The sequence below is a fragment of the Flavobacterium franklandianum genome (genome assembly GCF_007097365.1).
GTDB lineage: Bacteria > Bacteroidota > Bacteroidia > Flavobacteriales > Flavobacteriaceae > Flavobacterium > Flavobacterium franklandianum.
This window is the reverse complement of record NZ_VJZR01000003.1, coordinates 270,049-284,492: the sequence shown is the minus strand read 5'-3', so window position 1 is coordinate 284,492 and position 14,444 is coordinate 270,049. Positions and strand designations below refer to the sequence as shown.

Genomic DNA, 14,444 nt, shown 5'->3' with positions numbered 1-14,444 from the left:
AAACTTTCGAGGAATTGAAAGCGTTTTTGGGATAGTCTTTGTAAACATTAAAACAATATAGTAGCAGTTTATTTCACCGTAAACTGCTTTTTTACGGCTATTTATTCAAATTGTGTACTTATTTACTTCATCCGAAACAGTCTTATAAAATGAAAACAGATTCAATTTGATTTTGTTAGGCTTAAATAAAAATCACTCTTTTATTCCCATTCATTGAAATCAATGCGAATAATATTTTTATATATTTGCTAACTTATATCAAAATAGAAAGGCTAAAATTGAATGAGTCTTATTATTATTGTAAAAAAAAGAGAGTAATTAAAATAATGTCCGAAAAAAAAGACTTTAGCGAACAATTATTAATAAGTGAACTCAAAAATCACAACGAAAAGGCATTTCGTACCCTTTACGATTGCTATTCCCAAGACATTTATCGCTACAGCCTTAGTATTCTAAAATCAAAAGAACTCGCCGAAGAGAATGTTCAGGAAGTCTTCTTGAAAGTTTGGTTGCACCGTGAAAACTTGAATTTAGAGCAATCTTTTAAATCTTATATATTTACTATAGCCCGAAATCAGGCCTTTAATTTCTTGAATAAAGCCGCCAATGATTTGGTTCTAAAAGAAGAAATTTTCTATGAAAGTCAAAAGTCATACAATCAGGGAGACTTTTCGGTCCGTGAAGCCGATTGCAAAAGACTAAAAAAACAAGCCCTAAAACAACTGCCTCCAAAGCGGAAACTCATCTTCAAAATGTCGCGAAAACAAGGAAAAACCTATGAGGAAATTAGTCAGGAATTAGGCATTTCGGTCAATACAGTCAAAAGTCAAATGAGCAAAGCCCTCGAATCATTGCGACTCTTTTTTCAGGTCAATGATGGATTCACATAAATTAAATTTACTGCAAATTTTCTAAATCACTCTTTTCGAGTGATTTTTTTTATTTTAATTTAAAACACAACTACCTAAATTTAAGTTATTTATAAACTAAATAAATATTTTTTAAAAAATTTACAACGTTTGAGTAGTAGTCAAATGCTCTTCAACTGTATAATATAGAACAGAAACAAAAAAAGCAATTCGCTATGAATGAAAATTCAGAAATACAAAAATTACTTCACAAATTTATTTTTAACCAATGCACGGTAGAGGAAACAGATGAAGTTGTAGCATATTACAGAAAAAACAAACTCACCTCTGATTTTCCAAGTGTTGAAGATATCAAAATGTTATCCACCGAAATTCCTAAAATGGATGAGGCCACTGCGGATAGAATATTTTCAAACGTTTTGGCTAGCACTAAAGAAATTGAACAAGTCGAAATCATAACGACAAGAAATCCATACCGAAAATATATGGCAATTGCCGCATCATTTCTTGTTTTGTTGACCATTGGATTATCCTATCAACATGGTTTTTTTAGTCCAAAGAAGGATGTTATAATTAATAATAGCAACGAAATCACTTTGCAGTTAGAAAATGGTGATATTCAAGTAATCTCTGCCAATAAGAATTCTAAAATAGCCGATGCTAACGGAAACGTAGTAGGTAATCAAAACGGAAATAAGATTGTTTATGATACCGAAACTACTATAGAAAAACTCGTTTACAACACCATAAAAATTCCTTATGGAAAACGTTTTGAATTGCAATTATCCGATGGTACAATTGTACATTTAAATTCAGGAACTACTTTAAAATATCCAGTAAAATTTATAGCTAGCGAAAACAGACAGGTTTTCCTAGATGGAGAAGCCTATTTTGATGTGGCCAAAGACAAAACACATCCTTTTGTAGTCAATGCCGATAATTTGAATGTTCGTGTTTTAGGAACTCATTTTAACGTTTCAAACTATCCCGAAGATAAATTGACTGATGTTGTTTTAGTCGAAGGTTCTGTTGGTCTTTATAAAGTAAATGAAAAATTCAATGCCGAAAAAAATACCGTTCTTAAACCGGGATTCAAAGGTAGTTTTTCCAAAACCGACAATCAAATCAAAACCAAAGCAGTGGTTACCGATGTCTATACTGCTTGGATTAAAGGCGGTTTGACCTTTAGAGATATGACTTTTAAAGACATTTCCAAAAAACTCGAAAGACATTATAATGTCACTATTGTAAATCAAAACACAAAATTGTCTGACGAGAAGTTTAATGCCAGTTTTGGCGATGAACCAATAGCAAAAGTATTAAGCTACTTTAATGAAATTCACGGAATCCATTACACACTAAAAAATAACGAAGTACTAATTAAATAACCATTAAAAACCAATGAAAAATAAAAAGTTGAATAAGCAGAAATAAAAAAATCGGAAAGAGCTGCGAACAATTTCCGATTAAATAAACGATTGAACATAACAAATTAAATACAATCAATTACAAAATTATGAAAAAAAAACCAAAGAATAGTGGAATGTATTTTCCATTGTTCCAAAACAACCTGAAATTGAAACTAACCACTTTACTTATTTTGGTCGTCATGTTTAATATTCGAGCCAATAGTTATGCCCAAACAAAGGTAAACTTGGAATTGAATAATACTACCGTGGAAACGGTTTTAGAGACGATTGAACAAAAAACAGATTTTCGATTTATTTACAAGTTGAATGATATCGACTTGAATCGTGTCATTTCCATTAAGGCCAAAAATGAAACTATTGATGTTGTTTTGAATAAGTTATTCAAAGGCACTGCAACAGATTTTAAAGTCAGAGAGACTCAAGTCATTTTGAAAAAACTTGCCATTGATAAAGTGGAAAGTATAATAATTATAAAGCAAACCGTAAAGGGAAAAGTGGTTGACGAAAACGGGATGCCATTGCCAGGAGCATCCGTTGTTGAAGTAGCCACCAATAAAGCCGTTTCTACAGATGTTGACGGAAATTTTGAAATTACTGTCGAAAATAGTGATTCTGAAATCATCGTGAGTTATGTAGGATATAAAGAAAAGAGATTCTTGGCTAACATGCAAAACACAACAATTAAACTATTTCCAGAAACAGCAGATTTAAAAGAAGTAGTCGTTATTGGTTACGGTACTTCTTCCAGAAAAGATGTAACAGGAGCAGTATCTTCAATAGCATCAAAAGATATGAATCAAGGAGCAATTGTGAATCCTTTACAATTAATTTCTGGTAAAATGGCTGGGGTAAACATCACTCAAACAGGTAGCGAACCAGGAGCAACACCTAACGTTAGAATTCGAGGAATTTCTTCTTTGATTGGAGGAAGTGATCCTTTAATAGTAGTTGATGGTGTTCAGGGAAATATGGATTTATTAAACCAAATTCCTCCAAGCGAAATCGCATCAATGGACATATTAAAAGATGCATCGGCAACCGCAATTTATGGCTCTAGAGGTGCTGCCGGTGTTATTATTGTGAGTACCAAGAAAAACAAAGCAGGAAAAACATCTATTGAATATTCTGCTTCAACAGCAATGGATTATATTCCAAAAAAATTAGATATTTTAGATGCAAATCAGTGGTGGGAACAAGCGCAATTAGTAGGTGTTCCTGCTTCTGCCAATCACGGATCAAATACCGATTGGTATGGTCTTCTCACTAAAAGCGGAGCAACACAAACACATACTTTATCTTTTGGCGGAGGAACGGATACTTTTAGTTACAGAGCTTCCATCAGTGCCATTTTGCAAGATGGTGTTGTCATCAATTCACAAAATAACAAATACATCGGTAGAATTCAAGCGACTCAATCAGCCATCGATAACAAGCTAAAACTGATTTTTAATCTCAATACTGGAATTACAGAGTCCACCAATAGTATTGGAAGTATCGGAAGAGCTGCTTTTACATCGAATTTAATTACAAATGCGTATGTAATGCGTCCTACCGATCCTGTTTATGATACTAATGGGACTACTTATTATACAGATCCTAATGTTTTTCAATATTTAAACCCTTATGCAGCAGCACAAACCGTTGCCAACGAAGGACAAAATGACAACTTGTTTGGAAGCCTTAAAGCCGATTTGGATTTATATGAAGGATTAACGGCAGGCTGGTTTGGAAGTTGGAGAAAAACAAACAGCTTCAATGGTTATTATCTCCCTGCAGAATCAACTCTTGCTGCTGCAATTGACCAAAAAGGACAAGCAAACGTTAGTAATAACAGGCAAAACGAAAAATTAATGAATATTAGTCTTTCGTATAAAAAAATATTTGGAGACCACAGCATTAATGTCTTGGGATTATACGAATGGCAAAACCAGGCATATCAAGGGAATTATGCGCAAGCCAGAGGGTTTATCAATGACATTGCCACTTATAATGCACTGCAATTGGGCGACTTGTCAAAAGTACAACCTGGAGATATACAATCTTATAAAAACGACAGAACCTTGGTTTCCTACTTAGGACGTGTCAATTACTCCTATTTGAGCAGGTATTTATTTACGGCCAGTTATAGACGAGATGGCGCTTCCGTTTTTGGAGCCAATAATAAATGGGGAGATTTTCCATCGGCTTCTGTGGCTTGGCAAATCAACAAAGAATCTTTTATGGCAAACCAAACCACTTTCAACGACTTAAAACTAAGAGTTGGATATGGTGTTACGGGGAACCAACAAGGATTGTATCCGCAAAATTCCATTTCATTAGTAGGTGGTTCTGGAGTAACTTATTTTGGAGGTTCACAAATTACAAATTTCAATGTGACACAAAATGCCAATGCCGATTTACGTTGGGAAACCAAAAAACAAACCAATATAGGAGTTGATTTTGCTCTTTTAGACAGTCGATTAAGAGGAACCATTGATGTTTATACAGCAACTACCGATAATCTTTTGTTTGATTATACCGTTCCTCAGCCTCCTTATCCTTACAATACTATCAAAGCAAATGTGGGAAGTATTCTAAACAAAGGACTGGAAATTTCATTGGGTTACGATTTAATTAAAAACGAAAATACCACTTTGACACTTGCCGGAAATGTATCATTCCTTAAAAATGAAGTGTTAAACTTGAGCGGAAGTATCAACGGAGTTCCTTTGAATACCAATTATGTTCCTTGGGGACCAAGTTCTTATTTGATAGAAGGACAACCTATTGGAACTTTCAATATTCTGCACCATACTGGAAAAGACAATGCCAATTCTGAAACCGTACTTGATGTTGACGGAAATGGTATCATCGACCAAGGGAATACGAGTCCGGATCGTTTGATAAATGGTTCTGCTTTACCAACGTACACCTATGCTTTCAATCCTACTTTTTCACATAAAAATTTAGATCTTTCTATGTTATTCAGAGGGTCTGGTGGAAACAAAATTTACAATGGTTTACGATCAAACTTAAGTTATTTAGAGAACATCGGTAAGGCCAATGTTTTAGACAGTGCCATTCCGTTAGGATTATATAATTCTAAATACGGTTCCGATTTATGGCTTGAAGATGGTTCTTTTTTAAGATTAGAAAATGTAACTGCAGGCTATAACTTTCATTTTAAAAGCGTTAAATACATTGAGTCGCTTCGACTTTCTCTTACCGGAAACAATTTATTTGTCATAACTAAATATTCTGGAATTGATCCAGAGTTGAATTTTAGTGGTGGCAATGGCTTTGGAGGGGATAATGGTATTTATCCTCGCACTCGAAGTTTCGCATTAGGTTTGAATGTAAAATTTAAATAGTAAAAGAAAATGAAAATCAAAAATATAGTATTAACAGGAATCTTAAGTTTCTTGTTACTGGTAGGATGTACCAATATAGATGAACACGTCTATGATAAATATCCCGCAAACGACTTTTATGGAACGGCTCAAGGTGCCGATGTTGCTCTTGCCAGCGTTTATGCACAAGTTGGTGGAAACTGGGATGGTGTTGGATATGCCGGAGCAGATAGAGGTTGGTATGACCTAAACTGTTTTAGTTCCGATGAACAAGTTATTCCGCACAGAACAACTGGGGATTGGGAATTAGATTTTGCCCGATTGTACAAACACGAATGGTTGCCTACAGATTCTTTCATAAATAACACTTGGAGATGGCTGTACAAATCTATTTTCAATGCCAATTTAGCGGTGAATCAATTGGAAGCTTCCAATGCGGAACCATCAAAAATTGCAGAAGCTAAAGTATTGAGAGCTTTTTTCTACTACTTATTGATAGATGATTTTGGAGATGTTCCTTTTTATACGGACAACAATATCACTGTAGATCAAATTCCACAATCAAGTCGTAAAGTAGTTTATGATTTCATCGTAAAAGAACTGACTGAAAATGTAGAAACTCTTTCCACTACCAAAGGAGGAAATTACTACGGACGATTCAACAAATGGGCAGGTTACACTTTATTAGCCAAAGTCTATTTGAATGCCGAAGTCTATACAGGAACTCCAGAATGGGCAAAATCTTTAGCCGCTTGTGATAAAGTAAGCGAAGGTGGATTTACGCTACATTCCGCTGCCACCAATGCTTCTAGCCCGATGGGAAATAAATATTATGAATTATTTGGTGATGTGCTTCCAGATGACGAAACCATTTTGGCGATGTTTGCTACTGCAAATGTGGTGTCCCGAAATATTTTTACCGTTCGAAGTTTAAACGGACCTGACGCAAAAAACCTCTTCGGTTATAGCGGATGGAATGGTACTATTGTGCCTAAAGATTTCTTTTTGAAATACGACGACAAAGATATTCGCAAAAAACAATTCCGTTATGGAGATCAAGGTGGTGGAGTCAATTATTCTATTGATGTGGCCTCTTTGGACAATCCAGGAGCTGCACCTCAAGCGGGTGTTCGTAATACTAAATTTTATCCTGTAACCCCTTCGGACGGTGGTGGAGCATCCAATGATTTTCCAATTTACAGATATGCCGATGTATTGTTAATGAAAGCCGAATGCAATGTAAGACTTGCCAATGCAGCAGCTGCAAAACCTTTCGTAGATCAAATAAGACAACGTGCGGGATTGGGAATTTTAGCAGCCAATCCAACCTTGGACAATATATATAACGAAAGAGGATTTGAATTGAATTGGGAAGGTCATAGAAGACAAGATATGATTCGCTTCAATAAATTTTTGTTGGCAAATGAATTCAGAGGCGTTTCAGCTGCTTTCAGAAAGTTATTCCCATTACCAACGGCAGCTTTAGACGCAAACAAAGGACTAAAACAAAATCCAGGTTACAACTAAATCTAGAACTATTATGAAAATATATATATACAAGTTATTCGCAATAGGCACTTTACTTTTTCTAAGTGCATCCTGTACAAATGACACGGAGCTTACCAGTTTGAAAGAGGTGAGTTTTAGCAGTGCTCTTGTGGCATCACCCAACACAATCGTTCTTAAAACTACTACTGCTTCACAACCTGTAGTAGCGTTCTCTTGGCCAGCAGTAGTTTTTCCTATTCAAGCTCCTGTAACCTATGCTTTAGAATTTGATATTCCATCGGATGTTTCAGGAAGTACCGCTTGGGGAAAAGCAGTAAGAGTTGAAGTGGGCGAAGATGTTTTAAGCAAATCGCTTTTAGGAGATGACCTTAACAAAATGGCTATTAAATTAGGCCTTCCGGTAGATGTTGCCAGTAAAATAGTGGTTCGTGTAGAGTCGTATTTAGATCGTAAAATCTATTCTGAACCTATTACGATTACAGTTACACCTTTTGCAAAACCAGTTGTTTTTGGAGAAATCTATATGCCTGGATCTTATCAGGATTGGATTATTGGTACAGCCGCCGCCCTCAAAGCAATTGATAGTGGAGTATATCAAGGGTATGTAACTTTTCCCGCTTCAAAAGGGTTGGGATTCAAATTTACCAATGAGAGAAATTGGAATCAATTTTACGGTGCCGATGCCAATGGCAATATTTTAGACGGTAGCACCACCGATTTTGCAATTACAAAAGCAGGAACTTATCAAATGACGGTTAACCTGAACACATCAAAATGGACTGCAGTGGCTTACTCTTGGGGAATAATTGGAACCGCAACTCCTGGTGGCTGGGACAATTCAACCAATATGGCTTACGATCACCAACTAAAAGTATGGAAATTTACGGGTGCTTTAAAAGCAGGTGCTTTAAAATTCAGACTTAATAATGCTTGGACTATCAATTATGGACCAAAAAACAATTCGGATGGCATAATGTACCTGGATAATCCAGGAGCTTATGATGTTAGTGAAGCAGGTAATTATGAGGTCACGTTTACTATAGCAGAAAAAAATCCAACAACGGGTGCTTATCCAGCAACAGGAACTTACACAATCAAAAAAATCTAATAAAATAGGAATCGTTCTAAATATAAAAATGGTTTAGTTAGTTAATAAAATGCATCCCTCTTTTTTAAGGATGGAGGGATGCAACCATAAAAAAAACAGAACGTTAACACATAAAAAAAATAAAAATGAAAATATTCATAAACCTCTTTTTTGCACTTCTCTTTTCTTCAGGATTGGCTTCGTGCAGTTCATCAGATAATAATTCGGACCCAAAGCCAGCTTATCAACAATACGGCACACCCTTTGCCAATATGCCTAAAAAAGAAGATGCCATTATTTATCAGGTAAATCTTCGTGCTTTTAGTCAAGCTGGAACCATAAAAGGAGTGCAAGACCGATTGACCTCCATTCAAGAACTTGGCGCAAATGTTATTTATTTAATGCCTATTTATCCTGTTGGAATCGTTAAATCAGCGGGCGGAATGGGATCTCCTTATTCCGTTAAAGATTACAAAGCGGTAAGTACCGAATTCGGAACTCTTGAAGACCTTCGTGTTTTAGTAGAGGAAGCCCACAAAAAAAATATGGCAGTAGTTCTGGATTGGGTTGCCAATCACACTTCTTGGGACAACGCTTGGATTACAGCTCACCCTGACTGGTATCAAAAAGATGGAAATGGAAATATTATCATTCCTCCAGGGACAAATTATAATGATGTAGCCCAATTGGATTTTAATAACACCGAAATGAAAAAAGCTATGATTGACGCTATGTCCTACTGGGTTTATAGTGCCAATATTGACGGTTTCAGATGCGATTATGCCGATTTTGTTCCCCAAAATTTTTGGACGGAAGCCATCACTTCATTACGAAAAATTAAAAATCAAAACATCTTAATGCTTGCCGAAGGAAAGAGAGTGAATCATTTTGCTTCTGGTTTTGATTATACTTTTGGTTTTGAATATTATGGTGGTTTGAAAAAAGTATTTAGCGAAAGCAAACCTACGACTGTCATTCAAGATGCAAACGCTGTCGAATATGCCAACAATTACGATAACTCCCAACGAGTTGTAAGATACACAACAAATCATGACGTGAATCTTTTTGATGGTACACCTCTAGAATTGTTTGGTGGCAAAAAAGGGTCTGTTGCAACATTTGTTGTGGCAGCTTACATGAAATCCATACCAATGATTTACAACGCACAGGAAATAGGGTACGCCAAAAGAATCGATTATTTTAATAGAACTCCTATCGATTGGAGTACTACCGATGCCAATATGCTGGCTGAATACAAAAAGATAATTGCTTTCAGAAACACCAGCACTGCCATCAAAACAGGAACGTATAAAGGGTTTAGCAGTGATTCTGTAAGTGCCTTTACTATGGAAACGGCAACAGATAAAGTTTTGGTACTAGCAAACCTAACTAGCTTGACAACGAAATATATTGTTCCAGCGGCTTTAACAACCACAGCTTGGAAAGATGCTTTCACGGGTACAGCAACAACAGTTACATCTGAGATAACCCTTCAACCTTACCAATATCTGGTACTGAAAAATTAACAGTGAAAATTTTAAGCCACCAATCAGTGTCTTAGTCACACACTTTATTTATTGTCCTTAAAGCACAAAGGCACAAAGATTTAATACGCTCTACTTTCTGGCTAAAAAGTTTGAATTGTGATTGATTTTACCTGCTTCGACCCCCTTGTATTTGTGTTTTTGAGACAATTTATACCATAGACACTTATTTAAAAGCCTAATAACTAACTGTATAATGCCGATATAGTAAAAAAAACAGTACAATTTATTGGACTGTATTGACCCCAGCGATAGCAAACTGGCAAAGCAATACATAATTGGCATTAGTAATCATAAAACTTAAAAACATGAATTTTAAACAAAATCTATTGGTTAGATTCCGCCTAGACAGAAAATTACTTGGACTGCTTTTGGTTTGGACCAGCAACTTTTTAATGCAAGCCCAAGTTATTACTTCCCCTAACAAGAATCTTTCCTTGCAATTTGAACTTACTACCAATGGAGTTCCCTCCTATCAGTTGAGTTACAAAGACAAATCGGTAATCAAACCAAGCACTTTGGGAATTGAGATAAAAGATGCTCCTTCGTTTATGGATGGTTTTTCGTTAACAGACTCCGCTCAATCTTTGGTTGATGATTCTTGGAATCCAGTAATGGGCGAAGAAAAAATAATTCGCAATAATTACAACGAATTGGTAGTCACTTTGGCGCAAGCCAAAAACAACAACCGCTACATCCGTATCCGATTCCGATTGTTCAACGATGGTTTGGGGTTTCGTTATGAATTTCCAAAACAAACTGACTTAAATTATTTTGTAATCAAAGAGGAACACACCGAATTCAAATTGGCAGGTGACCATAAAATTTTCTGGATTCCGGGAGATTATGACACGAATGAATATGCATATACTACCTCTAAGATTTCAGAGATTCCTTCATTAATGAAGAAGGCAACTATTGAAATTAATTCGCAATTTCCAATTAAAGATTTGGCAGTTCAAACGCCTTCAATGATGAAAACTGCGGATGGTTTGTATGTCAATATTCACGAAGCGGCTCTGATTAATTATCCTGCAATGTCTTTGAATATAGATGCCAAAACGTTTAAAATGAGTTCGCACCTAACTCCCGATGCAGTTGGCAATAATGGTTATATGCAAACGGACACGCAAACCCCTTGGAGAACGATTGTAGTCAGCGATAAAGCCACCGAAATTCTAGCTTCAAAAATGATTTTGAATTTGAATGAACCTACAAAATACAAAGATGTTTCTTGGATAAAACCAATGAAATTCATTGGAGTTTGGTGGGAATATTTCGTTGCCGGAAAAAGCACTTGGGCGTATGGCAAAGAAAACAATGTAAAACTAGGACAAGATTTTTCTAAGCTTACGCCAAATGGAAAACACGGAGCTACAAACGAAAGAGTAAAAGAATATATCGATTTTGCCTCCAAAAATAATATTGATGCTGTATTGGTCGAAGGTTGGAATGTAGGTTGGGAAGATTGGATTGGAAATTGGAAAGAAGAAGTCTTTGATTTTGTGACACCTTATCCCGATTTCGATGTGAAAGCTTTACACGCTTATGCCGCTTCCAAAGGGGTACAAATCATTATGCACCACGAAACTTCGGGTTCGGCTACAAACTACGAGCGCCGTTTAGACCAAGCCTTTCAGTTTATGAAAGACAATGGATATAACGCTGTAAAAACAGGTTATGTAGGCCAAATTATTCCACGTGGCGAACACCACGACGGTCAATGGATGGTAAATCATTACATCCATGTTGCGGAACGTGCCGCCGATTACAAAATTATGATTGACAGTCACGAAGCTGTTCGTCCTACTGGATTGAACCGTACTTATCCCAACTGGATTGCACAAGAATCGGCACGAGGAACTGAATTTGAAGCAATGGGCGGATTAGCTCCAGAACACACCACCATTTTACCTTTTACTAGACTGATGGGAGGCCCAATGGATTTTACTCCCGGTATTTTTCAAACGGATCTTTCGTATTATGGTACAGGTGGGAATCAACGAGTAAATACCACTTTGGTCAAACAATTGGCTTATTATGTTACAATGTACAGTCCGCTCCAAATGGCCGCAGATATTCCTGATAATTACAATCGTTTTCCAGATGCTTTTCAGTTCATCAAAGATGTGGCATTAGATTGGGACAACAGTTATATTCTGGAAGCAGAACCCGGAGATTACATCACCATTGCCCGAAAAGCAAAAGCGAAAAACGAATGGTTTATTGGTGGTATCACCGACGAAAATTCAAGAACGGCTACCATTTCTTTCGATTATTTACCAAAAGGAACGCAATACATAGCTACAATTTATTCTGATGGAAAGGATGCCAATTGGAACGAAAAACCACAAAGCTATACGATTACAAAAGTCATTGTGACTTCAAAATCGGTATTAAAACAATACATCGCTCCCGGAGGTGGAGTTGCCATTAGCATCAAAACAGGAACAGCTTCAGAAGTAAAAGGATTAAAAAAAATATAAGAATAAAAGTCCTATTGTAAGGAGACTTTCTTTGCAATAGGGCTTAAAAAAAGAAAATTTCAATCTATTATTAATCAAAAAAAACCACAATTATGAACAATTTAAAAACAAAAATTATGAACAAAAAATTACTATTATTCGTTATTTGTCTGATGACATTTTCATTTGCTAATGCGCAAATTACCTCTATGGCTATAGTAGGCGCTGGAGCTGGTGGATGGCCTGCTGATCCACAAGTTGATGCCCATCAAATGACAACCGCCGATGGCGGACTACATTGGACCATTACTAATTTGGGGCTCTCTAATGGTGCTGTAAAGTTCAGAGCCAATAATGAATGGAATCCTATCGCAAATTGGGGTGGAACTACTTTTCCATCAGGAACAGGAACAGTGGATGGTGCTGCAATAACAGCAGTGGCAGGAATTTACAATGTGACTTTCAATACGAATACTTTAGCTTATACTTTCGAAATACAACAAGTAACATTTCAGGTAATAAGTATCATTGGTGATGCATCTCCAATTGTTTGGGGCGATACTGATATGACTACTACTGACGGGAATATTTATACTCTCAGAGCTACATTGGGTACAGGAGCACTAAAATTCCGGGGAGATCATTCTTGGACATTGCCTTACAATTGGGGTGGAACTAATTTCCCTTCAGGAACTGCCGTTGTTGATGCCAATGGTGTAATTATTCCAGCTGCTGGAACTTATGACATTACTTTTAATAAAACAACCCTAGCCTATAGTATTAAATTTAAAGTCATAAGTATTTTTGGTGACGCAACCCCAGGATCATGGACTACGGATACCGATATGACAACTCTTGATGGTAATAATTATACGCTAACAAATGTTGCTTTGATTTCCGGAGCATTAAAATTTCGTGGAGACCATTCTTGGACACTGCCTTATAATTGGGGAGGCACAACCTTACCTTCAGGAACAGCGGTAATAGATGCCAATGGTTTTCCTATTCCAAGTGCTGGCAACTATAATATCAACTTCAATGTAGCCACAGCAACATATTCAATTTCCAGTTCTTTAACAACTAAATCATTCAATACTTCAAAGTTTAGTGTATATCCAAATCCTGCAAAAAACAGTTGGAACTTTAGCTCTTCGAATGAGAACATCGAAAGCATTCAAATTGTAGATGAATTGGGAAAAACAATTCGCTCTTCCTTTTCTAAAAGCAACAATGTAACGGTTGATGCTTCTGGATTAACTAGCGGAATTTATTTTGCGAAAATTGCAACAACAACGGGTACAAAAACCCTAAAATTGATTAAAGATTAGATTAATATGTTTTTTGCTAAGTCCCTTAGTACTTCGGTGCTAAGGGACTTTTTTTATTTTATAATAAATTTTACCACCCCTCGTTAAATCCGTTTTTCAAAGCTAAATGATATTTTTCTATATCAAATTGATACAAATCGGGAGCCTTGTGTGCACCACCTTTTCTGATTTCGTTCAACTTAATCAAAATATCATAACGTAACATTTTTCGGTAAAAATTTCCGCGATTGAGCTTTTTGCCCAAAATGATTTCATACAATTTCTGGAGTTCGGGCATAGTAAATTTCTCGGGCAATAAATTGTAGCCAATAGGCTTGTAATTTAATTGTTTTCGTAGGGCAACTAAAGCTTTCTCGAAAATTGTTCCGTGGTCCATCATCAGTTTTGGCAATTCATCTATAGCTGTCCATTCGCAAGCATCAGAAATCTCATCAACAATCAAATTCACTTGTGAGTAATCAACCAAAGCATAAAACCCTATCGAGAGGAATCGTTGCTTATTCCATATTGCATCGTCAAAGTTCTCAAAAAATCCTTCGGAACGATTCAAATCGCTAAAAACACGGAATTGTTGCAAATATATATTGGCAGCTCCTGTTCTTTCAAGAAGAATTCTACTAGCCGCTTCATTTAGATTTTCGGTTTTCAAAACGTATCCACCCGGAAGTCCCCAAAGTTTTTCTTCTTTTATTTTGATAAGCAAGACTTTCAAAACCGCATCATGAAACCCAAAAACTACACAATCAATAGACAAATTAGGCAAATACTTTACCCAAGCCTCATTTGAATTTTCCTCGATTAATTTTCTAAATTCCATTTTTCTATATTCTGCGCTAAAATACGAATTTGACGATAACTTTCTCTTTTTTAAAACTATTAATCA

At 36.1% G+C, this 14,444-nt stretch carries 9 protein-coding genes; 8 read left to right on the top strand and 1 reads right to left on the bottom strand.

Going from position 1 to position 14,444, the window contains the following annotated elements:
* Nucleotides 1-326 precede the first annotated feature (326 nt).
* From FNW17_RS06005 to FNW17_RS05970, 8 genes are all read left to right on the top strand, one after another.
* Nucleotides 327-890 (top strand): RNA polymerase sigma factor, encoded by a 564-nt coding sequence (locus FNW17_RS06005; RefSeq protein ID WP_143389847.1) that lies wholly within the window; start codon nucleotides 327-329, stop codon nucleotides 888-890.
* A 194-nt stretch (nucleotides 891-1,084) separates the two neighbouring features.
* The gene (locus FNW17_RS06000; RefSeq protein WP_144071134.1) at nucleotides 1,085-2,257 is read left to right on the top strand and encodes a FecR family protein; all 1,173 of its coding nucleotides are present in this window, start codon (nucleotides 1,085-1,087) and stop codon (nucleotides 2,255-2,257) included.
* Nucleotides 2,258-2,385: 128 nt separating this feature from the next.
* Nucleotides 2,386-5,649 (top strand): TonB-dependent receptor, encoded by a 3,264-nt coding sequence (locus tag FNW17_RS05995; protein WP_143389849.1) that lies wholly within the window; start codon nucleotides 2,386-2,388, stop codon nucleotides 5,647-5,649.
* Between the two features lie 9 nt (nucleotides 5,650-5,658).
* Complete coding sequence (locus FNW17_RS05990) at nucleotides 5,659-7,155, top strand: RagB/SusD family nutrient uptake outer membrane protein (protein ID WP_143389850.1); 1,497 nt, start codon at nucleotides 5,659-5,661, stop codon at nucleotides 7,153-7,155.
* Between the two features lie 13 nt (nucleotides 7,156-7,168).
* A complete protein-coding gene (locus tag FNW17_RS05985; protein ID WP_143389851.1) occupies nucleotides 7,169-8,245 on the top strand; it encodes a SusE domain-containing protein in 1,077 nt (358 codons plus the stop codon).
* Nucleotides 8,246-8,370: 125 nt separating this feature from the next.
* The gene (locus tag FNW17_RS05980) at nucleotides 8,371-9,750 is read left to right on the top strand and encodes an alpha-amylase family glycosyl hydrolase (protein ID WP_143389852.1); all 1,380 of its coding nucleotides are present in this window, start codon (nucleotides 8,371-8,373) and stop codon (nucleotides 9,748-9,750) included.
* 413 nt (nucleotides 9,751-10,163) lie between these two features.
* Nucleotides 10,164-12,254: a glycoside hydrolase family 97 protein gene (locus tag FNW17_RS05975; RefSeq protein WP_235892941.1), complete on the top strand. Its 2,091-nt coding sequence runs from the start codon at nucleotides 10,164-10,166 to the stop codon at nucleotides 12,252-12,254.
* A gap of 116 nt (nucleotides 12,255-12,370) precedes the next feature.
* Complete coding sequence (locus tag FNW17_RS05970; RefSeq protein ID WP_185965268.1) at nucleotides 12,371-13,561, top strand: T9SS type A sorting domain-containing protein; 1,191 nt, start codon at nucleotides 12,371-12,373, stop codon at nucleotides 13,559-13,561.
* A gap of 70 nt (nucleotides 13,562-13,631) precedes the next feature.
* On the opposite strand, the gene FNW17_RS05965 is transcribed toward FNW17_RS05970, so the two are convergent.
* Nucleotides 13,632-14,378, bottom strand: coding sequence for an NUDIX hydrolase (locus FNW17_RS05965; protein WP_143389855.1), 747 nt, complete (start codon nucleotides 14,376-14,378; stop codon nucleotides 13,632-13,634).
* Between the last annotated feature and the right edge of the window lie 66 nt (nucleotides 14,379-14,444).